Annotated in this window: 24 protein-coding genes; 14 read left to right on the top strand and 10 right to left on the bottom strand. The window is 43.1% G+C overall.

What is annotated here, in order from left to right; translation table 11 throughout:
- Nucleotides 1-256 precede the first annotated feature (256 nt).
- Nucleotides 257-1,819 carry an inorganic phosphate transporter gene (locus tag OFN73_RS07770; protein ID WP_270862945.1) on the bottom strand — a complete coding sequence of 521 codons (1,563 nt, stop codon included), beginning with the start codon at nt 1,817-1,819 and terminating at the stop codon, nt 257-259.
- A gap of 207 nt (nt 1,820-2,026) precedes the next feature.
- Between OFN73_RS07770 and OFN73_RS07765 the strand changes: the two genes are divergently transcribed.
- The 14 genes from OFN73_RS07765 to nuoN are packed head-to-tail and all read left to right on the top strand — an operon-like array spanning nt 2,027 to nt 15,501.
- Nucleotides 2,027-2,416: an NAD(P)H-quinone oxidoreductase subunit 3 gene (locus OFN73_RS07765; protein ID WP_270862944.1), complete on the top strand. Its 390-nt coding sequence runs from the start codon at nt 2,027-2,029 to the stop codon at nt 2,414-2,416.
- Nucleotides 2,398-2,907, top strand: a complete 510-nt coding sequence (locus OFN73_RS07760; RefSeq protein ID WP_270862943.1) for a NuoB/complex I 20 kDa subunit family protein — start codon at nt 2,398-2,400, stop codon at nt 2,905-2,907. The genes OFN73_RS07765 and OFN73_RS07760 overlap by 19 nt, the downstream gene beginning before the upstream one ends.
- Nucleotides 2,907-3,704 carry an NADH-quinone oxidoreductase subunit C gene (locus OFN73_RS07755; protein ID WP_270862942.1) on the top strand — a complete coding sequence of 266 codons (798 nt, stop codon included), beginning with the start codon at nt 2,907-2,909 and terminating at the stop codon, nt 3,702-3,704. Before OFN73_RS07760 ends, OFN73_RS07755 begins: the two co-directional genes overlap by 1 nt.
- A complete protein-coding gene (gene nuoD / locus OFN73_RS07750; protein ID WP_270862941.1) occupies nt 3,704-4,930 on the top strand; it encodes an NADH dehydrogenase (quinone) subunit D in 1,227 nt (408 codons plus the stop codon). Before OFN73_RS07755 ends, nuoD begins: the two co-directional genes overlap by 1 nt.
- The gene (locus OFN73_RS07745) at nt 4,927-5,157 is read left to right on the top strand and encodes an NADH-ubiquinone oxidoreductase subunit E family protein (RefSeq protein WP_270858441.1); all 231 of its coding nucleotides are present in this window, start codon (nt 4,927-4,929) and stop codon (nt 5,155-5,157) included. The genes nuoD and OFN73_RS07745 overlap by 4 nt, the downstream gene beginning before the upstream one ends.
- Nucleotides 5,154-5,861, top strand: a complete 708-nt coding sequence (locus OFN73_RS07740; protein WP_270862940.1) for a hypothetical protein — start codon at nt 5,154-5,156, stop codon at nt 5,859-5,861. Before OFN73_RS07745 ends, OFN73_RS07740 begins: the two co-directional genes overlap by 4 nt.
- The gene (locus OFN73_RS07735; RefSeq protein WP_270862939.1) at nt 5,861-8,197 is read left to right on the top strand and encodes an NADH-quinone oxidoreductase subunit G; all 2,337 of its coding nucleotides are present in this window, start codon (nt 5,861-5,863) and stop codon (nt 8,195-8,197) included. Before OFN73_RS07740 ends, OFN73_RS07735 begins: the two co-directional genes overlap by 1 nt.
- Nucleotides 8,190-9,185 (top strand): NADH-quinone oxidoreductase subunit NuoH, encoded by a 996-nt coding sequence (gene nuoH, locus OFN73_RS07730; RefSeq protein ID WP_270862938.1) that lies wholly within the window; start codon nt 8,190-8,192, stop codon nt 9,183-9,185. Before OFN73_RS07735 ends, nuoH begins: the two co-directional genes overlap by 8 nt.
- An 8-nt stretch (nt 9,186-9,193) precedes the next feature.
- Nucleotides 9,194-9,805 carry an NADH-quinone oxidoreductase subunit NuoI gene (gene nuoI, locus OFN73_RS07725; RefSeq protein WP_270862937.1) on the top strand — a complete coding sequence of 204 codons (612 nt, stop codon included), beginning with the start codon at nt 9,194-9,196 and terminating at the stop codon, nt 9,803-9,805.
- Nucleotides 9,802-10,341 (top strand): NADH-quinone oxidoreductase subunit J, encoded by a 540-nt coding sequence (locus OFN73_RS07720; RefSeq protein ID WP_270862936.1) that lies wholly within the window; start codon nt 9,802-9,804, stop codon nt 10,339-10,341. Before nuoI ends, OFN73_RS07720 begins: the two co-directional genes overlap by 4 nt.
- The gene (nuoK, locus tag OFN73_RS07715) at nt 10,338-10,658 is read left to right on the top strand and encodes an NADH-quinone oxidoreductase subunit NuoK (RefSeq protein ID WP_270858447.1); all 321 of its coding nucleotides are present in this window, start codon (nt 10,338-10,340) and stop codon (nt 10,656-10,658) included. The genes OFN73_RS07720 and nuoK overlap by 4 nt, the downstream gene beginning before the upstream one ends.
- Nucleotides 10,651-12,498 carry an NADH-quinone oxidoreductase subunit L gene (gene nuoL / locus OFN73_RS07710; RefSeq protein ID WP_270862935.1) on the top strand — a complete coding sequence of 616 codons (1,848 nt, stop codon included), beginning with the start codon at nt 10,651-10,653 and terminating at the stop codon, nt 12,496-12,498. Before nuoK ends, nuoL begins: the two co-directional genes overlap by 8 nt.
- A gap of 8 nt (nt 12,499-12,506) precedes the next feature.
- Nucleotides 12,507-14,030 (top strand): NADH-quinone oxidoreductase subunit M, encoded by a 1,524-nt coding sequence (locus OFN73_RS07705; RefSeq protein WP_270862934.1) that lies wholly within the window; start codon nt 12,507-12,509, stop codon nt 14,028-14,030.
- Nucleotides 14,020-15,501: an NADH-quinone oxidoreductase subunit NuoN gene (gene nuoN, locus OFN73_RS07700; RefSeq protein ID WP_270862933.1), complete on the top strand. Its 1,482-nt coding sequence runs from the start codon at nt 14,020-14,022 to the stop codon at nt 15,499-15,501. The genes OFN73_RS07705 and nuoN overlap by 11 nt, the downstream gene beginning before the upstream one ends.
- Before the next feature lie 56 nt (nt 15,502-15,557).
- Here the strand turns inward: nuoN and OFN73_RS07695 are convergent, their stop codons facing one another.
- The 9 genes from OFN73_RS07695 to OFN73_RS07655 all read right to left on the bottom strand — a co-directional run bounded on the left by OFN73_RS07695 (nt 15,558) and on the right by OFN73_RS07655 (nt 24,909).
- Nucleotides 15,558-16,772: a saccharopine dehydrogenase family protein gene (locus OFN73_RS07695; RefSeq protein ID WP_270862932.1), complete on the bottom strand. Its 1,215-nt coding sequence runs from the start codon at nt 16,770-16,772 to the stop codon at nt 15,558-15,560.
- 52 nt (nt 16,773-16,824) lie between these two features.
- Nucleotides 16,825-17,457, bottom strand: coding sequence for a LysE/ArgO family amino acid transporter (locus OFN73_RS07690; protein WP_270858452.1), 633 nt, complete (start codon nt 17,455-17,457; stop codon nt 16,825-16,827).
- Nucleotides 17,454-17,957 (bottom strand): hypothetical protein, encoded by a 504-nt coding sequence (locus OFN73_RS07685; RefSeq protein ID WP_270862931.1) that lies wholly within the window; start codon nt 17,955-17,957, stop codon nt 17,454-17,456. The genes OFN73_RS07690 and OFN73_RS07685 overlap by 4 nt, the downstream gene beginning before the upstream one ends.
- A gap of 2 nt (nt 17,958-17,959) precedes the next feature.
- Entirely contained in the window at nt 17,960-18,571 is a 612-nt protein-coding gene (locus tag OFN73_RS07680; RefSeq protein WP_270862930.1) for a hypothetical protein, read from the bottom strand.
- A 94-nt stretch (nt 18,572-18,665) separates the two neighbouring features.
- Entirely contained in the window at nt 18,666-19,220 is a 555-nt protein-coding gene (gene fdh3B / locus OFN73_RS07675) for a formate dehydrogenase FDH3 subunit beta (protein WP_270862929.1), read from the bottom strand.
- 10 nt (nt 19,221-19,230) lie between these two features.
- Nucleotides 19,231-22,152 carry a formate dehydrogenase subunit alpha gene (locus OFN73_RS07670; RefSeq protein ID WP_270862928.1) on the bottom strand — a complete coding sequence of 974 codons (2,922 nt, stop codon included), beginning with the start codon at nt 22,150-22,152 and terminating at the stop codon, nt 19,231-19,233.
- Between the two features lie 9 nt (nt 22,153-22,161).
- Entirely contained in the window at nt 22,162-22,365 is a 204-nt protein-coding gene (locus OFN73_RS07665; RefSeq protein ID WP_270862927.1) for a twin-arginine translocation signal domain-containing protein, read from the bottom strand.
- A gap of 193 nt (nt 22,366-22,558) precedes the next feature.
- A complete protein-coding gene (locus OFN73_RS07660; RefSeq protein ID WP_270862926.1) occupies nt 22,559-23,248 on the bottom strand; it encodes a hypothetical protein in 690 nt (229 codons plus the stop codon).
- A 2-nt stretch (nt 23,249-23,250) separates the two neighbouring features.
- On the bottom strand, nt 23,251-24,909 hold the full coding sequence (locus OFN73_RS07655) for a 4Fe-4S binding protein (RefSeq protein ID WP_270862925.1): 1,659 nt from the start codon (nt 24,907-24,909) through the stop codon (nt 23,251-23,253).
- Nucleotides 24,910-25,050: the final 141 nt, after the last annotated feature.

Raw genomic sequence — 25,050 nt, 5'->3', positions numbered from 1 at the left:
GGGGTTGGTAAGGGGGAGGGTAGCGTCTCCTAAAAAGCGCGCCCTCCCCCTTACAGAGAATTTCAAATTTCGCTTAAAATTTAAAAAATCGTTCAATGCAAAATTTAAGTAGAATTTTGCTTTAAATTTCTCTGGATTGCTTCGCTTTCTGCGAAAGCTCGCAATGACAGAGAATTTAGCGTTTTGGTGGTTTTTGCTCGTAGATTACTTCGGCGATAAAATCGCCTCGCAATGACAAATTTGGCAAATTTAAAATTTAAATCACATGCCTTAAAACTATAAACATCACCGCGGCTAAAAGCGATGAGGCAGGAAGTGTGATAATCCACGCTAGCCCTATTGGCTTCATCAAAGACCAGTTTGTGTTGCCATTGACTACGCCGATTCCCAAAATCGCGCCGATTAGCACATGCGTCGATGAAATCGGAAGCCCTAGCACAGAGGCTACCATGACCACGATTGCGCTGGCTAGCTCTGCGCTAAATCCAGACGCAGGGTGTATCTCGGTCAGATTCGTCCCCACAGTGGCGATTACCTCTTTTCCTACAAACCAAAGCCCCACGATAAGCGCTACGGCAAACATTACCATAATTTGCGGCGGCACAGGGCTATCGCCGTTAATCGAACCACTCGCAAGTGTATCAAGTATCGCAGCAAACGGCCCTACGGCGTTTGCGATATCGTTCGAACCATGCGAAAAGGCAAATCCGCACGCTGTTAAGACCTGCAACCAACTAAACATCAAAAATGTCGATTTATGCAGATCTGACCTGCGCAAAGTCTTGGCGAAAATAAACATCAAAAGCCAAGTTACCACCGTGACCATGCCGATAATTAGGTAGTTGTGAATATCGCTTAGCCCTAAATCTAAATTTTGAAGTCCCTTAAAAATCAGCATTGATGAGATTACAAACGCCCCAATCCCTGCCACGGCTGGGATTCCAAATTCTAGCGCTCTATGCGATTTTAAGCCCTCTTTTTTCCTATCCAAATTTACGATTTTTTTATAATAATCGCTATCTAGCTCGCTCGGATCGAAATCAGGGTCTTTCATAGCATAAATATCGTGATTGACAGCCTCTGCGTAGGCGATTTTTTGGATATCATCGAGCGTTTCAAATGTTTTTTTGTGTAGTTTGCGAAGTGCCTTTTTTTCGCGTTTTATGCGGTCAATGCGAATTTGGGCGTATTTGTTATAATCCAAAATATAGTGCTTAATCAGCCAAAACACCCCATACGAAATCAATCCCCCAAGAAGCGGCGAAAGCACCCATGAGCTGGCGATTTTACCGATTTTTCCCCATTGCACTAGCGATAAAGCCGAAATTTCAGGGTTATTCATCAAAAATCCAAGCGTTACGCCAGAGCCCACAATTCCGCCTACAATCGCGTGTGTGGTCGAAACCGGAAGTCCGTGCTTGCTAGCAAAAAGCAGCCACGCCCCAGCCGCAAAAAGCGCACTCATCATAATATAAATAAAATCGCTCGGGTGTATGTGAGAGCCACCAAAATCGATAATTCCACTTCTAATCGACGCCGTAACCTCGCCACCAGCGATGATTGCGCCACTTGCTTCAAACACAGCCGCGATACAAAGTGCTTGCGTGATAGTCAGCGTCCCGCTTCCCACGCTTGTGCCAAAGCTATTTGCCACATCGTTTCCGCCGATGTTAAACGCCATAAAAACGCCCAAAAATACGGAAATTACGAAGATTAGTTTATTAGCATTTCCTATAAATCCAAAACCCCAAATAAAAAAATAAATCAGTGCGCCAAGAGTTATGCCAATTAAAAGGAGGTTGATTTTTTGTGTTTTCAAAATTTATCCCCAAAAATTTAAAAATAACCTTTCAATTCTACCCTTTATCCATTTAAAAAAAACTAAAAAACAGGGGCAAAATTTATATTGACATTTTTTATCTTTTTTCTTAAATTTTTATGAAAAAGCTTATTTAAAACGCAAAGTAAGATTTTATAAATCATAAAATGATAAAATTAAGCCAAATTTTCAAATTTAAGGTAAAAAATGTCAAGACTTCCAAACAATTCGTCATATTTAGGCATTTTTATTATGTTTATTTTGGCGTTTTGCGTGTTTTCACTCACCGTGAAATTAAGCTCGATTATCAGCAAAAAACTCGCCAATCGCAATGATGAGAGATTGAAAAATGATTTTTACGAAGCAGGTCCAGAGGCCGTAAAACAGCCAAATTCGATAAATTCACACTTTTACATAGTCGCGGTTTTGTTTATACTTTTTGATGTTGAGATTATCTTCATGTTTCCGTGGGCTGTGAATTTCAAACTCTTAGGCGCGTTTGGATTTGCCGAGATGATTTTATTTATTGCATTGCTTGGCGTGGGATTTGTTTATGCGTGGAAAAAAGGAGCGCTTTCATGGCAGAGCACAAAATAGACTACACCAAAGAAAATGGCCTTCCTATCATGCTTACCACTGCCGATAAGCTGATAAATTGGGGCAGGTCAAATTCGCTGTGGGCTATGACCTATGGGCTAGCGTGTTGCGCAATAGAGATGATGGCCGCAGGCGCTGGCAGGTATGATTTCGACAGGTTTGGGACAATTTTTCGCGCCTCAGCCAAACAAGCCGATGTGATGATAATAGCAGGCACGCTTACGAAAAAACACGCCGAATTCACCCGCAGACTATATGACGCGATGCCTGAGCCAAAATGGGTGATTTCAATGGGTTCTTGCGCCAATACAGGCGGTATGTTTAACACATACGCCACGGTTCAGGGCTGCGATAGAGTGGTGCCTGTGGATATTTACCTGCCGGGCTGTGCGCCCAGACCAGAGACATTGCAGTTTGCGCTGATGATTTTGCAGAAAAAAATCCGCCGCGAAAGAGCATGTAGAACGCAAAAACCAAAAAGGTTGATTTGATGAGAAAATACACACCAAAGGGCGATAAAAGCGCGAAAAACTACTACAACGATAGATTTTTCGTCCCCAAAAAAAGTGAAAAATTTGACCCGAAAAATTCCAAATTTAGCGATGATTTTGAAAATTTATCAAATTTAGCCAAATTTGAAATTTTAAACGCTTATGTCGAATTCGACACCCTTGTAATTTACACGCAAAAAGATGAAATTTTGTCTGCGCTTCAAGCATGCAAAGAGCTAGGATATGAAATTTTATGCGAGCTAAGCGGGGTTGATTTCATAGCTAAAAGTGGCGGAATCGAGGTCTTTTATCAGTTGCTTGACATACACAGAGCGCGCCGTATGAGAGCCAAATGCTTCGTAAAAACCGGCGAGTATCTGCCAAGCGCGACAGGTATTTTTAAAAGCGCGAACTGGGCGGAGCGTGAATTATACGATATGATGGGAGTATGGATTGCGGGCCACCCAAATTTGGGGCGAATTTTAATGCCAAATGACTGGTTTGGCCACCCACTTTTAAAATCATATCCGCTCCAAGGCGACGAATTTGCCAAATGGTATGAGGTGGATAAAATTTTCGGGCGCGAAAATAGAGAATTAATCGGCGAGGAAAACCGCGATTCGGCTATGGTTGATGACAAAGATACCTTTAATTTCTCGCGCATAAATCACGAGACCCCTTACGGCGAGGCTAGACCGAGCAAAGCTAGCGCGCAAGAATACCAAGAAACTGGCGGAGTTCGCTTCATCAAAAAGGCCAAACGCGGCGCACACAAAATCATAACAGAGAGAAAATAATGCAAAAACCAACCAAACTTAGACCATTTTTCGAAAATGCCGAATTTACGCGCGTCGGAGGCAATATGATACTAAATTTCGGCCCCCAACACCCTAGCGCGCATGGTCAGCTAAAATTAGTCTTAGAACTCGACGGCGAGCTAATCGTGCGCGCACGCCCAGAGGTTGGCTTCATGCACCGAGGCGTGGAAAAAATGGCAGAAAATATGATTTATAGCGAATTTGTGCCAGTAACTGATCGCATGGATTATATCGCAGCAAGCGCGAATAACTACGGATTTTGCGCTACTGTGGAGAAATTATGCGGTATCGAGGTGCCACGCAGAGCCCAGATTATTCGCACGATTTTATTAGAGCTAAACCGCATTAGCTCTCACCTACTTTTTTTGGGCACGCACGCCCTAGATATCGGGGCTATGAGCGTATTTTTATACTGCTTTCGCTCACGCGAGCATGTATTGGATTTGATAGAAAAATACTGCGGCGCGAGGCTAACGCACAACAGCATAAAAATCGGTGGCGTTTTTGTGGATTTGCCTGAGCTTTGGTGCGAGGAAATGCTTAGCTTTTGCGATGATTTCCCAAATGATATTAAAGAATTTGAAGATTTGCTAGATAATAATAGAATTTGGCTTTTGCGCACCCAAGATGTCGGTGTAATCTCCAAAGAAGACGCCCTAAATTTGGGCTGTTCTGGCGTCATGCTAAGGGCTAGCGGGCATAAATGGGATATCAGAAAAGAGGAGCCTTATCTCATCTACGATGAGCTAGACTTCGATGTGCCTTACGCGAACGCTGGGGATTGCTACGCTAGGTATAAATGCTATATCGCCGAAATGAAGGAAAGCCTTAAAATTTTGCGCCAGTGTGCGGGGCTGTATAAAAGCTCGCCAGCTGGAATTTTAGCCGATAATCCGGAATTCGTAAGCCCTAGCAAAGAGCAGATTATGACGCAAAACTACTCGCTAATGCAGCATTTTGTCCTAATTACGCAAGGGCTAAAACCCCCTGCTGGCGAGATTTATCACGCTACCGAGACCCCAAAGGGCGAGCTTGGATACTACATTTACTCCACAGGGGATTCGCGCCCGTATCGGCTCAAAGTGCGCACGCCTAGCTTTTGGCACTGCGCGCTGTATGAAGAAATACTGCCAGGCCACTACCTAGCCGACGCAGCCGCGATAATCGGTAGTTCAAACATACTTCTTGGCGAGGTGGATCGATGAAACGATATGATTTGCGCCATTTACGGGGAAATTTCCTAAACCGCATGGGGGAAATTTTGAAAAACTCTGCCCCAAACGAGACTATGATTTTTATCTTTGAAATGGGTGAATTCGACCAAATCAAAGCCAGTGCAAACCTCGTGGAAGGGCTAAATTCGACACTTTTAAACTCACTTAGATACAACCAAGCTGACTGGATGATAGTCGCTAGAAAAGGAAAAAAATGAAAATACTAAATTGCGCTTCGTTGCTAAGATTGCAAGCACCAAATTTATGGGAAAAATTTAAAAATGATGAAATTCTAACCCTTTCTGCCCTGCAAGATGAGGGCTATGAAAATTTAATCAAATGCGAAATCGGCGCACAGGGCTATGTTTTGGCGCTTTTGTGTATGAGTTTGCCAAATTTGGACGCCACACAAAAGGCGTTTTTTGAGGATTTAGACGACGCGTTTATGAGCGCAGAGAGCAATGTCGGAGACGAGGAAATCGAGGTTTTGAGCGAATTTTTAAGCGGTTGCGAAATCCTCATTATAGATGACGCTCTTATCGACACTCACAGCGATAGAGCAAATATCCAAACATTTTTATCGCTTTTGCAAGATGAGTATAAATTTAAAATTTTGCGCCTAAATGGCGAGGAATTTTGCCCGCAAAAGCAAAATTTAACCGAGCTAAAAGAGCTAGAAAACTTCGACGGCGCCGTGGTTTTCAAACACAGCCTCGATGATAAATTCGTCGGTGGGGCGTATTTTAGCATGGTCGCAAAGATCAAAGACGGCGATATGTGTGAAATAAGCACGCCAAATTTTAGCGTAAAACGCAAATTTGAGTTAGACGCAAATTTAAAAGGCACGGTCGCAAGACTTGGTTTTGGGGGAGAAAATTTCAGTGGCTATGACTTCGAAATAGCCAAAATAAGCAGGGTTTAATGGCAAAAATTACAATTGACGGGCAAATTTGCGAATTTAGCGAAGGGCAGAGCATTTTAGAAATCGCGCGCGAAAACGGGATTTATATCCCGACTCTATGCTACCTGCATGGCGCATCGCCCACGCTAGCGTGCAGGCTGTGTATGGTCGAAGCCGATGAAAAGGTGGTTTATAGCTGTAACGCCAAGGCAAAAGAGGGCATGAGCGTGATCACAAACTCGCCAAATTTAAGCAAAGAGCGCAACGCCATAATGCAGGTTTATTGCATAAATCACCCGTTAGAATGCGGTGTATGCGATAAAAGTGGCGAGTGCGAATTGCAAAACCTAACCCAGCAAATGCGCGTTAGCACTCAATCCTTCGCCGTGGTTGATAGCGCGAAAAAAGTAGAGGATTGGGGGTTTTTGAGCTACGATCCTAGCCTTTGCATTGTGTGTGAGCGCTGCATAAAAACCGCCAAAGATCGCCTAGGATTTGACGCCTTTAAACTAGTAGCACGCCAGGGCGAGCCACTAAATCCAAATTTAAAAGATAGCATGCCAAAAGACGCCTACGCCGTGCTAAATAAAATGCAAAAAAGCCTAATCGCGCGCGTTAGCGATGATGATGATTGCGTAAATTACGGCGAGTGCGCGGCCGCATGCCCTACTGGCGCGCTAAGCGTGAGTGCCTTTAAATACAGCTCAAATGCTTGGGAGCTTCGCAAAATACCAGCCTCCAACCCGCACACGAGCGATTGCGAACTGCTTTTTTACGAGGTAAAACGCAAATCCATAAGTGATGGGGGCGAGAAAATTTACCGCGTAAGTAGCGATACAAATTTTGCCTCTCTTCACGCTGGGGCGCGCTTTGGCTGGGATTTTTCAAACGAAAATGCAGTTAAAAATGAAGCCAAATTTAATGAAATTGTAGAAAAAATAAAAACCGGCGTTATCAAAAATATCAAATTTAACAGCTTCATTACAAACGAGGAAGCGCGAATTTTAGAGCTTTTGCGTGAAAAATTCGACCTAAATTTGATAAACTTTGAGGCCAAAAGATATCAAGATTTTTTGCGAAATTTTAGCGAATATAGCGGTATGAAATTATACAGCGGGAGCGAACAAGCCGTGCGAAATAGCGATTTTATCGTGTGTGCGGGCAGTTTTTTGCGCTCGGATGCGCCAAATTTGGCTTACGCGCTAAATAACGCCCTAAAAGTGCGAAAATCGCGCGCTCTGTATTTTCACACCATGCGTGATAGCGGGCTGGACGCATTTGGCAAAAATCTCATTTCATGCCAGCACAAAGCAGGTTTGGAGGCTGAAATTTTGCTATGGATTTTACAAATTTTTGGCGCACAAATGCCAGAGTGGCTGGATAAAAAACTGGGCGCAAATTTTGAAATTTCAGGCGAAAATAAAGTTTCAAATTTCGCAAAAAACCTAAATTTGGACAAAAACGCCCTCCGCGAAATTTGCCAAAACGCCCAAAATCCCGCCCTAATCATCGGCGAGGATTTTATCAAACACCCGCGCTCAGCCACCCTTGCAAAACTGCTTGGCATGGTTGAGCGATACACGAATTTTAGCGTCTTAATCATACCGCCTCGCACAAACAGCCTTGGCGTGGCGCTAATCTGCAATCTTGGCGAAAAGGGAGCTGGCGAGATTTTAGGATACAACGAGGACGGCGATTTTAAATTTGGCGTGATTGAGGCAGATTTACACGCGCCTAGCCTAGTGCAACAAGAGGGCACATTTACCAACTATGACAAGCGCGTAGTGCCGACAAATGCGGCATTGGCATACGGCGGATACGAGCTAAACGATATCGCAAACGCCCTTGGCATTAATGCCACTTTTGCGATTTCATACACGCCAAATTTGGGCGAGTATTTCGAAAAAATCAAATTTGATGATTTAGAGAATTTTTACGACAACTGCGGGGAAAATCACCGCGGATACACTCTGCAAAACCGCCAAATTTCGCCAAATGCTGATAAATTTGACATTTTTGTTTCAGATGAGATTTGCGCTAAAAATGGCGAAATTTTAATATATGAAGCAAACCCGCTTCACCACTTTAACGCATTTACCGGCATTAGCGCAGGTCTTGGCGAAAGTGGCGCGATATTTATGCACCCGCAAATCGCGCAAGAGCTAAATTTGGCTCTAAACGATATGGTAAAAATCGAGTGCGAGGGCGAAGAAATCGTAATTAAAGTCAAATTTGACAATGAATTTTGCGGAATTTATCTGCCATATTTTGACGCAAAAATCCCTACGCAAAATATTTTTGTAAATTCGCGCTACAAAGCCGTAAAAATCGAAAAAATTGGAGGCAATAATGAGTGAGTTTGCCCTAAATTTCGCATTTACCTTCGCTAAATGTCTAATCATCATCGCTCTAATCGCCACAATGGCGGGCTTTGCGACATATATCGAGCGCAAGGTCATCGCCTATATGCAACGCCGCCTCGGTCCTGCTATCGTGGGGCCTGCTGGCGTGCTTCAAGTCGTAGCCGATATGATTAAACTAATCACCAAAGAAGATACGATTCCAACGCATGCAAATAAGTTTCTTTATAAAATTTCGCCGATTATCTCAGCTGCCGCTGCGCTTGTGGCTATTAGCGTAGTGCCACTTTTGCCTGAATTTAGCTTTTTTGGGCACACTATTCGCCCAATTATCGCTGATATAAATGTCGCGCTTTTGTTTTTGCTTGGAGCTAGTGCTGCTGGCGTTTATGGGCTAGTAATCGGAGGTTTGGCAAGCTATAATAAATACGGCCTAATCGGCTCATTTCGCGCCTTTTTGCAACTAATTAGCTTTGAGGTTATTAATGCTTTAAGCCTAATTCCGATTATTATGATTGTGGGCTCGCTCTCGCTAATTGATATCGTAAATACCCAAAGTGGCGGTATTGAGAAGTGGTTCGTATGGAAAGAGCCGGTATGTTTCGCGCTATTTTTAATCGCTTCGTTTGTGGAGTGTAACCGCACGCCACTTTGCCTTACCGAGAACGAAACCGAGCTTTTAGCAGGGGCTAGCACGGCGTATTCTGGGCTAAGGGGCGGTATGTTTTTCATCGGCGAATACGCCAATATGATAACCTACTCTATCGTAATCTCGCTCATATTTTTTGGCGGATACAATAGCTTTTGGTTTATTCCTGGCTGGGTGATGATAGCCCTTAAAGCTGGCTTTTTCTTCTTTTTGTTTTTATGGAGCAGAGCGGCATTTCCGCACCTGCGCCCAGATCAGCTAATGGCGCTTTGTTGGAAGGTTTGCATGCCACTAGCACTTCTTAGTATTTTAATTACCGGCATTGTGATTTTATAGGAAAAAACATGGGAATTTACAAAGAAATCGACAAACGAAAACCACTTTTAAATAACAAAGACAAATTTAGAGAATTTTTAATTCGCACATTTAGGGGCGAGCTTTTTGTGGGGCTTTGGGTCGTGCTTCGCCAAATGCTTGCCCGTGGCAATACCCACACTCTAATCTATCCGCAAGAAAAATTTGATTTGGGATTAAGGTATCGTGGCGTGCATAGGCTAATGAGACTGCTAGAAAGCGGAAATGAGCGTTGCATAGGCTGTGGGCTATGCGAAAAAATCTGCGTCTCAAACTGCATTGCCATGCAAACTAGCCTTGGAAGCGACGGACGCAAAAAGGTCGAAAACTACTCCATAAATTTAGGCAGGTGCGTGTATTGTGGGCTGTGCGCCGATGTCTGCCCAGAAATCGCAATCGTGCATGGTAGCGAATACGAGCTAGCAAGCGAACAGCGGGCGTATTATGGATTTAAAGAGGATTTTTTAAGCAGGGGCGAGGATTTGTGCTTGGTAGATGCAAATAAAGAATTTGAGGGCTATGGAAGCTTGGACGCGAACGCAGGAGCGCGCGTGAAGCGCACGCCTACTGCGTATTTTAGCGATGAAAAGGAGAGCTTATGATAGAGGCTTTTGCGTTTTATTTTTTCGCAATCCTTACCTTGGGGCTTTTTAGCGTGAGCGTGTTTTCACGAAATTTGCTTTATGCTATGAGCGCGCTGGCTGGTGGCATGATATTTTTGAGCGGATTTTTCTTTTTGCTTGGGGCTGAATTTTTAGGCGTAGTGCAAATCATAGTCTATACGGGCGCTGTAATGGTGCTGTATGGATTTTCGCTTATGTTTTTTGACGCTAGCAAAAATGTTAAAGAGAGCGCAAAACATGCCAAAATTTTCTACACCTTAGCCGTTTTTATCGCGCTTTTGCTAGTGCTAATCATCTCAGGTGCGCTCATCGCAAATGACGCGCCAAGCCTAAAAATCCCAAATAGCGACAATATCCAAGCTATCGGAACTCTGCTTTTTACGAAATATTTGCTGATTTTCGAGGTGGTCGCCATAATGCTACTTGTGGCGATGATTTGCGCTATCGTGCTAACTCACAAACAAATGGATATTTGCCAAAGCTACGAAGAGAGCGCGATAAAGGAGGAAGCATGAGCCTAAATCACTATTTAATCGTGGCAAGTCTTATGTTTGTTTTAGGGCTTGTGGGGGTTATGAAAAGGCAAAATTTAATAATGCTATTTTTCTCAACCGAAATTTTGCTAAATTCGGCAAATTTAGCCCTTGTGGCAATCGCTAAATTTCACCAAAATTTAAATGGCGAAATTTTTGCCCTTTTTATCATCGCAATCGCTGCTAGCGAGATCGCCGTGGGGTTAGCGCTTTTGATTTTGTGGTATAAAAAAACAGGCAGTATCGAAATAGATAGTTTTGTAAATTTTAAAATTCCACGCGGAGAAAAAAATGCTTGATACTATGTTTTTTTGGCTATTAATCGCACTTTTTGCCCCGCTAGTTTCGGCGATTTTCGCTGGGATTTTTATCAAATTTAGGGATAAATTATTCGTAGGTATCATCTGCTCGTGCCTAATAGTGCTTGGCACAATCGCTTCGCTGTGGCTAGTGGAATTTGTCCTGCAAAACGGCGGTATGGACATCGCGCTAGCAAATTTCATAAGTGTAGGCGAACTAAATATAAAATACGGCGTGATGATTGACGCTCTTAGCACGATTATGGCGATTACCGTGGGGATTGTAAGCTCCGTGGTGCATATTTATTCGATTTATTATATGCAAAAAGACCCGGGCTTCGCCAAATTTTTTGCCTATCTTGGGCTTTTTGTCTTTTCAATGCTAGTTTTAGTGCTAAGCGATAATTTTATCGGACTTTTTATCGGCTGGGAGGGCGTGGGGCTTTGCTCGTGGCTACTAATCGGCTTTTGGCACGATAGGGATAATAACGCCTGGTGCGCGAACGAAGCCTTTATCATGAACCGCGTAGCCGACCTTGCCATGCTACTTGGAATTTTTGCGATTTATCTAAATTTCGGCTCGTTTGCCTATGATGATGTCCTAGCAAACGCTAGCAGTGCCGATAGGGGCGCGCTTGCGCTCATTGCGGCATTGCTTTTCATCGGTGCTATGGGCAAAAGCGCGCAGTTTCCATTTCACACATGGCTAGCCGACGCTATGGCAGGACCGACGCCAGTTTCTGCGCTAATTCATGCTGCGACTATGGTTACGGCTGGCGTTTATTTGGTGATTAGAGCAAATTCTATCTTTGCGCTCGCCCCTGATGTGGCGCAAGCTATCACCTATCTTGGGGCATTTGTAGCGATTTTTGCCGCCTCAATGGCGTGCGTGCATAATGATCTTAAAAAAATCATAGCCTACTCTACCCTCTCGCAACTTGGCTATATGTTCGTAGCAGCAGGGCTTGGGGCGTATGCTATCGCGCTTTTTCACCTTGTAACTCACGCGTTTTTTAAATCGCTTCTTTTCCTTGGAGCCGGAAATGTAATGCACGCTATGGCGGGCAAACTAAATATCCAAAAAATGGGCGCGCTGGCTAAATTTATGAAGCCTAGCCTTGCGCTTATGAGTATCGGTTCGTTAGCACTTTGCGGATTTTATCCATTTTCTGGATTTTTTTCAAAAGATAAAATTTTAGAAACTGCCTTTGCCAGTGGGGCGCACTTTATCTGGGCGGTTTTGTTTTTTGGCGCGATTTTGACTGCATTTTATAGTTTTAGGCTTTTAATGCTTGTCTTTTTTGGCGAGAAAAAATACGACCACCACCCGCACGAGGCGAAGTCTTATGCCCTGCTTGCAATGAGCGTTTTGGCGGTTTTGGCGATGATTTGTGGCTTTTTTGCGGCTAAGTTTTACGGCTTTGTGGGCTATGTCTTGCCAAGCTTTCATAATGAAATTTCGCACAACACCGAAATTTTGCTAATCGCTTTGACGCTAGGTGCTATTAGCGTCGTGGCAATCGCTACAATTTTTGCGTATAAAAACGCAAAATTTAGCCCAAATTTGAAAAATTCTAAAATTTACAAAATTTTAAGCGCGCAGTATTTCATACCGCAATTTTACGACATTTTCATAGTGGGAAGCTATAAAATCATAAGCCAAATTTGTGCCAAAATAGATAGCGCGATCATTGATAGCATTGTAGATCTAATCGCCAAGGCGCTACTAAAAATGGGCTTTGCGCTCCAAGGCGCAAACGACGGGACAAATTTGAGCGCAAATTTGAGATTTATGATTTTTGGCTTTTTTGCGCTTTTGGTTTTAGTATTTTTGATTTAAGGTAGATTATGGAGCATTTTTTAAGTTTAATTATATTTTTCCCAGCCGTCGCTGGGGCGCTTGGGGTTTTTATCGATGAGCGGAGCATAAAAACTTATGCTGTGATGATGAGCCTGATAGAATTTGCGCTTTCGCTCTTTTTGCTGGCTTTTTATGAGGGCGGGACCTCATTTAGCACCTCGGCTAGCATAATTAGCGCGTATGGGATAAGCTATTTTATCGGCGCAGATGGGATTAGCCTATTTTTGGTGATTTTAAGCACGCTAATGACATTTTTGGCCCTAATTAGCCTAAGCATAAGGGAGAGGGTTAAAAATTTAATCATCTCGGTTTTGTTTTTAGAAATGACGATGATTGGGGTTTTTGTCGCGCTTGATGCGATATTATTTTATATATTTTGGGAGCTCTCTCTTATCCCAATGCTCTATATCATCGGCGCGTGGGGAAGCGGGCGCAGGATTTATGCTGGGGTGAAATTTTTTATCTACACATTTTTTGGCTCTATGTTTTTGCTCGTGGGGCTAATCGCAATGGCGTATTTATACTACAAATCCACGGGCGAGTTTAGCTTTAATCTCATTGCGTGGCAGGGGCTAAATTTGCCAATAAATGCGCAAAATTTGCTATTTTTGGCTTTTGGAATTGCTTTTGCGATAAAAACGCCGATGTTTCCATTTCACACTTGGCTACCTTACGCGCACGGACAAGCTCCTACAATCGGCTCTGTTTTGCTAGCGGCTGTCTTGCTAAAAATGGGAACCTACGGCTTCGTGCGATTTTCATTGCCACTTTTCCCTGATGCGTGCGTGCATTTCGCCCCTTTAATGTGTGTTTTAGCGATAATTATGGTGATTTATACCAGCTTTATCGCATTTGCGCAAAAAGACATAAAACAAGTCGTCGCTTACAGCTCTATCGCTCACATGGGCGTGATAATACTAGGCATTTTCTCACTTGGAAGCGAGGGCATCAGCGGGGCGATATTTTTGATGATTAGCCACGGAATCACCTCTGGCGGGCTTTTTATGCTTGTGGGATTTATCTATGATAGACGCCACACAAAGCTGCTAAGCGAGTTTGGCGGACTTGCCAAAATCATGCCAGTTTATGCGTTTTGCTTTGGCGTGGTTTTATTTAGCGGGATTGGACTTCCGCTTACAATTGGATTTGTGGGCGAGTTTTTAAGCCTGCTTGGCATTTATAAAATCAGCTTTTGCTATGCACTTTTTGGCGGATTTGGTATAGTTATGGGGGCGATTTATAGCTTGAATTTATACAAAAAAACATTTTTTGGCAAAATTTGCGTCGAACAAAACAAAAGCTTAAAAGATTTGAAATTTAGCGAAATTTCAAGCATTGTTCCGATTTGTGTTTTGTGCATTTTCCTAGGTGTCGCGCCAAATTTTATGCTTAACCGCATTTCGCCAAGTGTGAGCGAAAATATCGCTCTCATGGCGCACAACGCCCAAAATTTAGCCACCAAAAACTATATAGAAAAAGCAAATTTCAAGGCGGTGATAAATGCAAAATAGTCTTTTAAATTTAGCCGTAATCGTGCCAATGGCGATTTTGTGCGTATTTGCGCTACTGATTTTAGCACTTTGCCTTTTTGGGCGCAAATTACCCCAAAACTTCTACGCCATAATCACACTTTTAGCCCTTATTTTGGACTTTGGCTTCGTTTTTGGATACAGCGGCGGCGCAAGAGGCTTTTTCGATATTATGCTAGTTGATAATCTAGCAATTCTTGCAACCCTCATAATTTTGGGTTGTAGCGTGTTTTATATCTGGCTAAGCCTTGGGGCTAAAAGCGCGCACGAATACAGCGTGGCGGAGTTTTTCGCCATTTTTCTTTTTATGATTTTAGGGTATGAATTTATGGTATCAAGCGAAAATTTAATGATGATTTTCGTTGGACTTGAAACCTCATCGCTAGCACTTTATACACTCATTGCCATGCACAACCGCGCGCGCTCTGCTGAGGCTGCGCTCAAATACTTCGTAATGGGCGCGCTAGGTTCGGCGTTTTACGCATTTGGCGCGGCGCTATTTTTCTTAATCACAGGCTCGTTTGAAATTTCGCAAATCGCTATGATTGCGCAAAATTCAGGCCTTAGCACGAGTGCGGCTCTGTTTGGCGCAAGTGCATTTATGATAGCTTCTATCGGCTTTAAGCTATCGTTTATCCCATTTCACGCATGGATTATGGACGCTTACGAAGGCGCTAGCTCAGCCCTTAGTGGCTTTATGTCCGTCGCGCCTAAAATCGCAGCCTTCATTGTAGCCATTAGGCTTTTTGAAGCATTGCAAAACATAGGCGTAGCGTGGCTTAACTCGGTTTTATACGCAATCGCCGTGCTTACAATGAGCGTGGCAAATGTCATGGCACTAGTCCAGCACGATGTCAAACGCATGCTCTCTTACAGCGCGATTAGCCACGCTGGATTTGGGCTTTGCGCCATAGTTATAGGCACGACGGAAGCAAATTTAAGCCTTTTTGTTTATTGGGTTTTATACGCAATGGCGAATTTAGGCGCGTTTGCCGTGCTTTGGAGCGCGAGAGAGAAAAGGGATTTGCACGGCGTCGGTAGCGAGATTTGGAGTCGTTTCGAGTATCCATACGAGAAATTTAACGGCCTTATCCACACATTTCCACTGCGCGCAATTGCTCTGGCTATTTTTATGCTGAGCCTTGCTGGGATTCCGCCATTTGGGCTGTTTTGGGGCAAACTATATTTGCTTGGCTCTGCTATTAGGGGCGAATTTTACGGCTTGGCTGTGATAATGGCGGTAAATAGCGCGATTGCTCTGTATTATTATCTGCGTTTAATCGTGTGTATGTTTTTGTGCGAGGCGGACTTTCGCTCGGCCAAATTTCGCGCCACACTGCGCCAAAGTAGCGCGCCGATAAATTTCGCCGTAGCTTTATGTGCGGTTTTGTGCGCTATAATGCCGTTTCTTGTGGATTTTATAAGTAGTATTATGGGTAAGGTTTTGCTTTAAATTTTAAAATTTTGGCTCAAATTTGAGCCAAAATTTAGTGTATTTACGGGCAAATTTTACTCTGCCACCCTAGTTTCGTTTGGATCCATTTCGATGATTTCCCAAGGTAAGCCTTGGCGATTTAGCTCGTCCATAAATGGTTTGGCATCAAATTCTTCCATATTAAATACGCCTTTTCCACTCCACTTGCCAGTTGCTATCATCATTGAGCCAATCATAGCTGGCACGCCTGTGGTGTAGCTAACAGCCTGTGCGCCAGTTTCTTTAAAGCACTCTTCGTGGTCGCAGACATTGTAGATATAAACCTTGCGTGGTTTTCCGTCTTTGACGCCTTTTATCACACAGCCGATATTTGTTTTGCCTTTGGTGCGTGGTCCTAAACTTGCCGGGTCAGGAAGCAAAGTCTTTAAAAACTGAATCGGCACGATTTTCATGCCGTTATGCTCGACTTCGTCAATGCGAAGCATACCGACATTTTCTAGGCAACGCATGTGCGTTAGATAGCTTTGCCCAAAGGTCATAAAAAAGCGAATTCGCTTTAAGCCCTTGATATTTTTAACAAGGCTTTCCATTTCTTCGTGATAAAGCAAATAGCTATCTTTCACGCCGACTTTTGGATAGTCCCATTTCATCATTATTTCAAGCGGTTTTGTGGTGATCCACGAGCCATTTTCCCAATACCTGCCATTAGCTGAAACTTCACGCAGATTGATTTCTGGGTTAAAATTTGTCGCAAACGCGTATCCGTGGTCGCCTGCGTTGCAGTCGAGTATATCAATCTCGTTTATTTCATCAAATAAATTTTGCTGTGCGTAGGCGCAAAATACATTTGTAACGCCCGGATCAAATCCACTTCCTAGAAGTGCGGGAATTCCTGCGTTTTTAAAATCATCATTTTTCGCCCATTGAAGTTTGTATTCAAAGTGCGCGGTGTCTGGATGCTCGTAGTTTGCGGTATCGATGTATGGGATTCCCGCTTTCAAACAAGCGTCCATTAGTGTGAGATCCTGATACGGCAAAGCCACATTTAAAAGCAAATCCGCTCCGATTTCTTTGGCAAATTTCGCCACGGCTTCGGTATCATCAGCATCGATTTTGGCCGTTGCGATTTCTACGCCAAGGCGATCTTTTATAAATTTAGCGATTTCATCGCATTTGCTTTTGGTTCTACTTGCTAGTGTGATTTTAGTAAAAACGCTCGAATTCATCGCACATTTCACGGTTGCCACACGGCTTACTCCACCTGCTCCGATAATCAAAATATGGCTCATTTTTCTTCCTTTAAACAAAATTTGCAAATTTTATCAAAAACGCACTTAAAAGCTAAATTTTAAACAAAAATTCCGCTATCAAATACGCCATATAGACCATTATCACGCCCACCACGCTATCTATGATCCGCCATGCTTTTTCGTTCGCAAACAGCCCGGCAAGCGCCCTAGCAGCGTATCCTAGGCTAAAAAACCACGCGAAGGATACCAAAACCGCCCCGCAAAAAAACCAAATTTTTAACTCACTTGGCACGGGAGCTGATGTCGAGCCGATAACGACGATAGTATCCAAATAAACATGCGGATTTAGCACGGTTACGGCTAGGGTTTTTAAAACCACCGGAAGCAGTGAGGCATTTTTGGCGTTTTTGATTTTTGCAAAGTGCGAGCCCTTGTATGCGCTACGAAATGAGGCCAGCGCGTAACTTAGCAAAAACAAAATTCCACTCACACCCAAAATCAGCGTCAAAAGCTCGTTTTTAGCGAAACTCTCGCCCACGACAAAGACGCCAAAGCCCGTAAAAACGATATCAAGCAGGGTGCAAAGCGCGCAAACGACGAAAATATAGCTTTTGGCTAGGCCTTGCGAGATGACAAAGATATTTTGTGCGCCAATCGCCACAATCATCGATAGCATGAGCCCAGCCCCGCGCAAAAATGCGCTGGTGATGGCTGGGTCTATCATTTGCGTTTGCCGTGTTTTTTAGAATTTGCGCTAGGCTCTTCGGGTTCGTTTTCAAAGCCCATTTTAGCGCGCAAAATTTTATTTATTTCATAGATTGAGGTTTCGTAGATATCGGGCATCGTAGCCTCTGTATCAGTATAAAAATGCAAGAAATTATAAGTATCGTCCAAATCTAGCGCGCGCTTGAATTCGAAATTTAAAAGCTTAACCTGCTTTTTACCAGCGGTGAAAGTTTTGACATTGATATTTTTAATATCAGCGAATTTAAACTCACACTCACGCTCATTTATAACGATTTTTAGGGCGTCGTCGGTGATTTCGATATGTTTTTTGCTAAACATTTTTTTCAGACAAAACAGCGCACTCACAGCACAAGTCGCCGACATAAAAAGCGCGATCCCACCATATCCAATATGATACAAATATCCGCCACAAACTGCCAAAATAAGGGCAGCGACCAAGGTTGCTCTAACTGGTTTTTTATTTTCGTTTATTATCATTTTTACCTACTTAAAATTTGTTTTATATGTTCGTAAATTTTATAATTAAATGCGTCGATTGCGCGCGATTTTGACAAATTTAAGCTACTATTTTGGTAGGTCAAATTCGTAGTATAATCCTGCCAAGCTTTGCCATTTTTCACACTGATTAGCAAGCCAACCTGCGCGTCATAAAGCCTTTCTGGCACATCGTCATACCATGGATCATAAAACATCGGAAATCCCATACCTACGCCCCAGTGGCTGTGTCTATGACCTCTGCCACCACCAAAACCAAAGCCAAAACTAAACCTAGGCCTTGCATAATAATCCCCACCAACGCTTAGCAAGCGAAAATAATTTATATTTCCGCCCACCTTAATCGTGGCGTCTTTTTCGTTTTTTACTACCACAAATCCGTCTTTTACCAGATACTCGCTCACAGCCGAGGTTAGATTTAAATCACTCGTGCTGGTATTTGTAAAACTCACGCTGATGAATTTTTTCTCTGGCATTTTGGTGATAAAAATCGGCTCGCTCGTGCGCACGATCCCGCTATTTACCGGCGCTTTTGCGCAACCTGTAAAAAACGCAAAAATACAAATCGTAAAAACGCTTAAAATTTTAATTTTCATCAAATTTCTCCGAAAAAATTTCAGAGATTGTAGCAAATTTAGGATTAAGAATTTATAGAATTGAGAAATTTTGGGAGATTTCTCTCCCAAAATTTTATAAATTTGTGCCCCGAGTAAGCACGCGTTTGCGATAAACTTCCGAAACTTTCGTGCTATCTCCGACTAAAAGCGCATTTGTGCAACAAATCGCCGCGCACATTGGCACCTTACCCTCAGCTATACGGTTTTGGCCGTATTTGTGAAGCTCAGCACTAGAAAATGTCTCCTCAGGTCCGCCTGCGCACATTGTGCATTTATCCATTGCGCCTTTTATACCAAAAGCGCCATCTCGTGGGAACTGCGGCGCACCAAACGGACACGCATACAAACAGTATCCGCAACCGATACATTTATCTTTATCATGCAAGACAATTCCGTCAGCCCTGATATAAAAGCACTGCACTGGACAAACCTGCGCACATGGCGCGTCTGTGCAGTGCTGACATGCAATCGAGCTAGCCACCTCTTTGCCAGGGACACCCTCATTTAGGATTAAAACCTTGCGTCTATTAATGCCCACGGGGACTTCGTGCGCATTAGAGCAGGCCACTTGACAGCCGTAGCATGCGATACATCTTTGGACATCTACATAAAATTTCATTCTTCCCATTATCTACTCCTTACGCTTTTTCCAAACGGCAAAGTCCGGCGTTAAATTCCGAAATTTGCGTATTTATATCAAAGCCGTAATTCGTGATAGTGTTTGAACTCTCACCGATGACATAAGGTTTCGCCCCCTCTGGATAGCGCGAGCTTAGATCCACGCCCTGCATAATTCCAGCGAAGTTATACGGAAGCACTATGCGATCTGGCGTAACAGAGTGCGAATATATACATTTGACCTTGATTTTCGTGCCTTGTGGCGAGTGTATCCACATCATCGCCCCGTCAGCTATACCATAATCTGCCGCTAGTTTTGGATTGACATGGGCAAACATCTCTGGCGTGATTGCTGCAAGGTATTTGCTAGTGCGCTCTAACATACCAGCACCGCTTAAATTTACAAGTCTCATCGAGCTCATAATCGTAGGGAAATCCTTGCTCCAATCCTGCTTTTTCTGTTCGCTGATAAATTTAACCTCGACACGGAAATTTTTAGCCTGATCGTCAAATGTAGGGTATTTTTCTACCAAATCCCAGCGTGGAGAGTGCAATGGCTCTCTGTGTTTAGGGATAGGATCGGCAAACTCCCAAACTTTCGCCCTAGCCCTTGCATTTCCACAAGGACAAATTCCAAATTCACGCGCTTTTTGATTGATGATTCCGCTATAATCATCACTCCAACTAGGCCCCATTTTCGCCTTTTCTTCCTCGCTAAGCGTGATTCCTAGCATTTCTTCGATATTATCTTTTAGCAAATGTGCATGTCCGCCAGAAATTTTCGCTCCCGGCAAAGTTATGCCATCGCCTGCTAGCTGTGAAACGCCGTCATGCTCTAAACCAAAGCGATTTCTAAATCCCATACCGCCCTTTTCATAAGGTTTGCTTAAATCATACAAAATAGGCGTGCCTGGGTGCTTAATGTCCCAGCAAGGCCACGGAAGTCCGAAGTATTCGCCCTCGACTTCGCCACCGATTCCCATTAGTGTATCAGGATCGAAAAATTCCCAGTTTCTTTGGTGTCGTCTTAATCTCTCTGCGGTTCTACCTTGTGCGCCGATACTATGACCGCACCTTGCGATCTCGTTTGTAGCGTCATCTGGCCAGACAAAAGGCTCATTATCGGCTTTTACCTGCTTGATTTCGCCATTTACGACTTCCATTTTCATACCGCGAGTGTATTCGTCATAAAAGCCAAATTTTTTGGCGAACATAAACATTACCTCGTGGTCTTCCTTGCTCTCATAGATTGGTTTGATGACCTGAGTGCGCCACTGACCAGTTCTGTTTGTAGCCTGCAAATGCCCCTCTGTCTCAAACTGCGTGCAAGTAGGAAGGACATAAATGCCGTCCTTTCTATCGCTTAAAATCGCGACTTCGTTTAAGAAAGGCTCGGCTACGACGAGCATATCTAGCTTATCAACAGCTTGTTGAATTTTAGTCAAATGCGCCATAGAGGTGATTCCTGTGCCTTGAACCCAAAGCACGCGTAAATTTCCGCTTGAATATGTTTTTTCTTCTTTTAAGACACCTTGCCACCATTTAGAGAGCGAGTAACCTTTTTCATTGCGCCAAGTTATCTCTTTCTCGGCGTTTGGATCGACATGGAAATACTCATCAAAATTCGTTCCAGGAACTTTTCCGCCTTGTTTTGGCTCTTTAATGGTCGTTGCAAAGCGTTTGACAAATGTGTCAAAATCCACGCCCCAGCCCTTGCAGTAGTGTTTCCACGCCGCATCACCTAATCCATAATACATAGATAAGGTATCAGCCAAACAACCCATATCGGTAGAGCCTTGAACATTATCGTGACCACGAATAATATTCGTTCCGCCACCCGGTTTGCCCATATTTCCTAAAACTAATTGCAAAATCGAAAGAATTCTAGTATTCGAGCTACCCACAGAGTGCTGAGTGATACCAAGAGCCCAAATCAGCGTAGCCGGCTTGGTCGTAGCAAACATTTTTGTAAATTCGAGTAACTCTTCGATCTTACAGCCTGTAACATTTGCTGTCTCTTCCGGTGTCCATTTTTCGGCCTCTGCGCGAATTTCATCAATTGCATAAGATTGATTTGCGATGACATCTTTATCTTCCCAGCCGTTTTTGAAAATGAGATGAAGCATACCATAAATAAAGGCGATGTCCGTTCCTGGGCGAATTCTGATATACATATCAGCCTTGGCCGCAGTTCTAGTAAATGCAGGATCGACGACGACGATTTTCGCGCCGTTTCTATCTTTGGCTTGCAGAGCGTGTTTCATACCACCAACTGGGTTTGCCACGGCTGAATTTGCACCGATGAAAAGTATCATTTTTGAGTTTGCTGCCATATCACCGAAGTGATTTGTCATAGCGCCATAACCCCATGTATTCGCCACACCGGCGACTGTCGCGCTATGTCAAATTCTAGCAACATGGTCTATATTATTAGAACCCCAAAATGCTGCAAATTTTCTAAAATAAAATGCCTGTTCGTTGCAAAATTTAGCTGAACCTAGAAATTCTACGCTATCTGGACCATCTTCTTTTCGCACTTCTAGCATTTTTGCTGAAATTTCATTAACTGCTTGCTCCCAAGTTATGCGTTCCCATTTGCCACCAACTTTTTTAAGCGGGTATTTTAAACGCATTTTTGACTTAGTTAAATCGATTTGATCGATTCCCTTACAGCAGTGAGAGCCCTGCGAAATCGGGTGATCTACCGCCATGTCTTGGCGAATCCAAGTGTTTGTGCTCTCATCGACCTGTGCGATGATACCGCACCCTGCCGAACAAATCGAGCAAACCGTCTTTTTATAAACCGAATTTGGAAAAGGGTTTTTAATCTCTTGCTCCGTCGCCTCGCGAAGTGTGTCGTTAGCTCCAAACGCACTTACGCTAGCACCGCCCAAAGCAGCGAGTTTTAAAAACGACCTTCTGCCGATCGTATTTTCACTCATAATCTACTCCTAATACGCTACTTTGTAGTATTTTTGCCACGCTTCACTTTCAAAGTAAAGCACCTCTTTTTTTGGTGATTTTCCGCGAACTGTGTTTGGTTGGGGAGTTTCTTTATCACCGTTTGCACTAGCCACGCTAGCAGCTATACCTACGGCACCGACGGCGCCGACTTTTAGAGATTTTTTGAGAAAATCTCTGCGTTTGCTTTGCATAATCTCTCCTTTAAAAGGAAATTTTATTTTAATCTTTGTCGTAACGCCTGCTACATATCTTAAAATAGCTGATATTAACGAAAAGTTAATAATAAAGCGGTTAAAAATAAAATTATAATTTAAGATTAATTTTATTTTAAGAAAGGCTAAAATTCGGCGAATTTAGCCAAATTTCGCCAAAATTTTAGCGAATTTACTCCTCAAATTCGAAATTGTGCTTCGCGTTTTTGAAATTTCCGCGATAAAGCTTAGCATTAATTGATTCTTTGGCGATGTTTTTATCTTTTTGCGGTTTTGGCAGGGCCAAAAGCGAACGCTCCAAAGCAAAAAAACTCTCCATAATCCCAGCCAACGCCCTAAAAAATTTCGAACTCTTATGCTCTTTTAAAAGTCCCATAAAATGGTCGCAAAACTCATTTATCACGCTTGCAAAAAGCTCGGTTGAAAGGAAAATATTTCCATTTTGCGCCTCCGCCTCATCGCGCAAAAGCGAAGATTGCAGATAAAAAATAAATCCCACGAAATCCTCGCTATCCTTGCAAAGCTCGCTGTTACGGCGAAATTTGCTCTTTTTAAGGGTGTTTGTGATAAGGATTTTCATCCTGCCCTCGTCCCTGCCCTCGTCGTAAAAACTAGCTGTCGTCGGGACATTGACAAAAGAAAAATCAAACAAAACATCGTTTTGCTCGCGCCTAAACTCCTCAAAACTAAAATTTTGCAAAATTTCAAAATTCTTAGCGTCTGTTTCGCTAATCGGCGATGATTTTAGAAATTCGAGTTGCTCTTTCCACAGGCTAAATTTAGCCCCGTTTTCGTAGAAAAAAAACGGAATTGCGAAAAATTCATAATAATACGACCTAGCCTTAATCAAATTTAAATCCATTTTCAAATCTCCTCTTGCATTTGCTTTAAAATCATAATTTTCGCCTTGCAATCAGCGCAACAAAACAGCGTTTTTGCCTTCTCAGCGTCATCTGCGAAGTGCGCGCTCATCAAATTTGCGATTTTCATAATCGCCTTTTTTGTGGCAAATTCTCTGCCACACTCGATACACTCAAACAGCTCGTCGCGGGCTAAAATTTGATACTCGAAAAACTCTTTTTTAAGCTCTACGCCACACAAATCAAGCGCCATTGTATCTTTTTCGGCGCAACTTCGCACGCAGTAATCGCACCCCACGCAAAGCGAAGCGTTAAATTTGAGCGAATTATCGCTTTTATCGGCAAAAAGTGCGCCTGTGTTGCACGCGCCCGCGCACGATAGGCACAGCGTGCAGGTTTGCTCGTTTATGCTGATTTTAGCGTGGGTTTGCGACGCGCCGTTTGCGACCACGCCGTAATCGCCCTCACCCACCATAAATGCCATGCGAGCTGAAAAAATCTCGATTTTGCTCAAATTTGTCTCATTTAGGCTAAATTTCCATTTTTGCCCGCTTTTAGCCAAATTTAGCGCAGTTTTTAGCCGGGCTTCATCGCTAGTCGCAAACACTCCCTGCACGCCATAAATCGCCATTGTAACGCTATTTATGAGATTTATCGCATCTTTTGTGGCTTCGCAAATCTCACCTCCAAAAAGCACAATCTGCGAGCCTGTTTCTTGCATTATGCTAAGCAGCGAAATCTCATCAAGCTGAAATTTAGCAAAAATTCCAAATGGAAGCACGCCGCAGGGCAAACTCACGCCCGAAATCTCGCCAAAGCTTGCCTCATGGGCAAGAAGCGGAATTTTGCCGGCGTAGAGTTTTGCCATTTGGCTAATCGCAATCGGTGGCTGTTTTGCCGAGCTAATCGCGCCTGTGGGGCAGACGCTCACGCACCTACCACAGGCTATGCAATCGATATGCGAAATTTCAAGCTTGCGATTTTGCTCATCTTTCAAAAGTGCCACGCTAGGGCAAACCTCCACGCATTTGGCGCACAGCTCCACTCTCCTGCCCTCGTATTGACAGAGGTTTGCGTTAAATGAAATGTTGTTTTTATAAGTGTAAATCGGCGATTTTTCGGATACGAGAGCTAAAATTTCATCATCATTTAACCCTGCGATTTCATAGCAACCACTTTGGCGAAGTTGATAGCTTTTTGCATTTTCTACTAAGAAAAAATCGGCCTCGACCTCGTATTCATCGGTATTACTTAGCACGCTTACACTCAAATCGCCAATCCCACCATAGACGAATTTCACCTCAGCGTGCCTTAGGCAAATCACCTTAAATCCAGCGTTTTTGAGCGCATTTACACTGCTTTTGCGCTCATTATCGCTTACGAAAATTATATTTTTCCCCACTGGTTTTTGATAGGCATTATCCGCGCCATAATCAAACATCACCGCCTTTGCTTCGTATAAAATTTCGACATTTCTAGCGATTTGAAGCATTTCATCGTTTGTGGAATTTATATAAAAATTTATCTCTGGCGCGTAAATTTCAGCCTTTAAGCTAGGCGAATTTGCCACGACAAAGTGTTTTTCGCTATCAGTGCAAACCTCTATGCTATCGCCTAAAATGGCCTCTTTTACGCCCACTGGGCTAAATCCGTATTCGCTCATTTTCTATCCTAAAAACAAAATTCGCATTTTTTACACTCATTTTCTAAACAATCGTTAAATATAAATTTAAACTAAACATAAGTTAAATTTGTAATTTTTTTGGCATGTTAAATTTTAATAAAAATAGTGATAAAAATAGTC

It is taken from the genome of Campylobacter sp. JMF_14 EL1 (genome assembly GCF_027737585.1).
Lineage (GTDB): Bacteria > Campylobacterota > Campylobacteria > Campylobacterales > Campylobacteraceae > Campylobacter_B.
This window is presented reverse-complemented; position numbering and strand designations above follow the sequence as displayed.

What these genes read in the sequence shown, in the direction of transcription:
- OFN73_RS07765 (WP_270862944.1), top strand. Translation starts at nt 2,027, where the DNA reads ATGTCAAGACTTCCAAACAATTCGTCATATTTAGGCATTTTTATTATG.
- OFN73_RS07760 (WP_270862943.1), top strand. Translation starts at nt 2,398, where the DNA reads ATGGCAGAGCACAAAATAGACTACACCAAAGAAAATGGCCTTCCTATC.
- OFN73_RS07755 (WP_270862942.1), top strand. Translation starts at nt 2,907, where the DNA reads ATGAGAAAATACACACCAAAGGGCGATAAAAGCGCGAAAAACTACTAC.
- nuoD (WP_270862941.1), top strand. Translation starts at nt 3,704, where the DNA reads ATGCAAAAACCAACCAAACTTAGACCATTTTTCGAAAATGCCGAATTT.
- OFN73_RS07745 (WP_270858441.1), top strand. Translation starts at nt 4,927, where the DNA reads ATGAAACGATATGATTTGCGCCATTTACGGGGAAATTTCCTAAACCGC.
- OFN73_RS07740 (WP_270862940.1), top strand. Translation starts at nt 5,154, where the DNA reads ATGAAAATACTAAATTGCGCTTCGTTGCTAAGATTGCAAGCACCAAAT.
- OFN73_RS07735 (WP_270862939.1), top strand. Translation starts at nt 5,861, where the DNA reads ATGGCAAAAATTACAATTGACGGGCAAATTTGCGAATTTAGCGAAGGG.
- nuoH (WP_270862938.1), top strand. Translation starts at nt 8,190, where the DNA reads ATGAGTGAGTTTGCCCTAAATTTCGCATTTACCTTCGCTAAATGTCTA.
- nuoI (WP_270862937.1), top strand. Translation starts at nt 9,194, where the DNA reads ATGGGAATTTACAAAGAAATCGACAAACGAAAACCACTTTTAAATAAC.
- OFN73_RS07720 (WP_270862936.1), top strand. Translation starts at nt 9,802, where the DNA reads ATGATAGAGGCTTTTGCGTTTTATTTTTTCGCAATCCTTACCTTGGGG.
- nuoK (WP_270858447.1), top strand. Translation starts at nt 10,338, where the DNA reads ATGAGCCTAAATCACTATTTAATCGTGGCAAGTCTTATGTTTGTTTTA.
- nuoL (WP_270862935.1), top strand. Translation starts at nt 10,651, where the DNA reads ATGCTTGATACTATGTTTTTTTGGCTATTAATCGCACTTTTTGCCCCG.
- OFN73_RS07705 (WP_270862934.1), top strand. Translation starts at nt 12,507, where the DNA reads ATGGAGCATTTTTTAAGTTTAATTATATTTTTCCCAGCCGTCGCTGGG.
- nuoN (WP_270862933.1), top strand. Translation starts at nt 14,020, where the DNA reads ATGCAAAATAGTCTTTTAAATTTAGCCGTAATCGTGCCAATGGCGATT.
- OFN73_RS07695 (WP_270862932.1), bottom strand. Translation starts at nt 16,772, where the DNA reads ATGAGCCATATTTTGATTATCGGAGCAGGTGGAGTAAGCCGTGTGGCA.
- OFN73_RS07690 (WP_270858452.1), bottom strand. Translation starts at nt 17,457, where the DNA reads ATGATAGACCCAGCCATCACCAGCGCATTTTTGCGCGGGGCTGGGCTC.
- OFN73_RS07685 (WP_270862931.1), bottom strand. Translation starts at nt 17,957, where the DNA reads ATGATAATAAACGAAAATAAAAAACCAGTTAGAGCAACCTTGGTCGCT.
- OFN73_RS07680 (WP_270862930.1), bottom strand. Translation starts at nt 18,571, where the DNA reads ATGAAAATTAAAATTTTAAGCGTTTTTACGATTTGTATTTTTGCGTTT.
- fdh3B (WP_270862929.1), bottom strand. Translation starts at nt 19,220, where the DNA reads ATGGGAAGAATGAAATTTTATGTAGATGTCCAAAGATGTATCGCATGC.
- OFN73_RS07665 (WP_270862927.1), bottom strand. Translation starts at nt 22,365, where the DNA reads ATGCAAAGCAAACGCAGAGATTTTCTCAAAAAATCTCTAAAAGTCGGC.
- OFN73_RS07660 (WP_270862926.1), bottom strand. Translation starts at nt 23,248, where the DNA reads ATGGATTTAAATTTGATTAAGGCTAGGTCGTATTATTATGAATTTTTC.
- OFN73_RS07655 (WP_270862925.1), bottom strand. Translation starts at nt 24,909, where the DNA reads ATGAGCGAATACGGATTTAGCCCAGTGGGCGTAAAAGAGGCCATTTTA.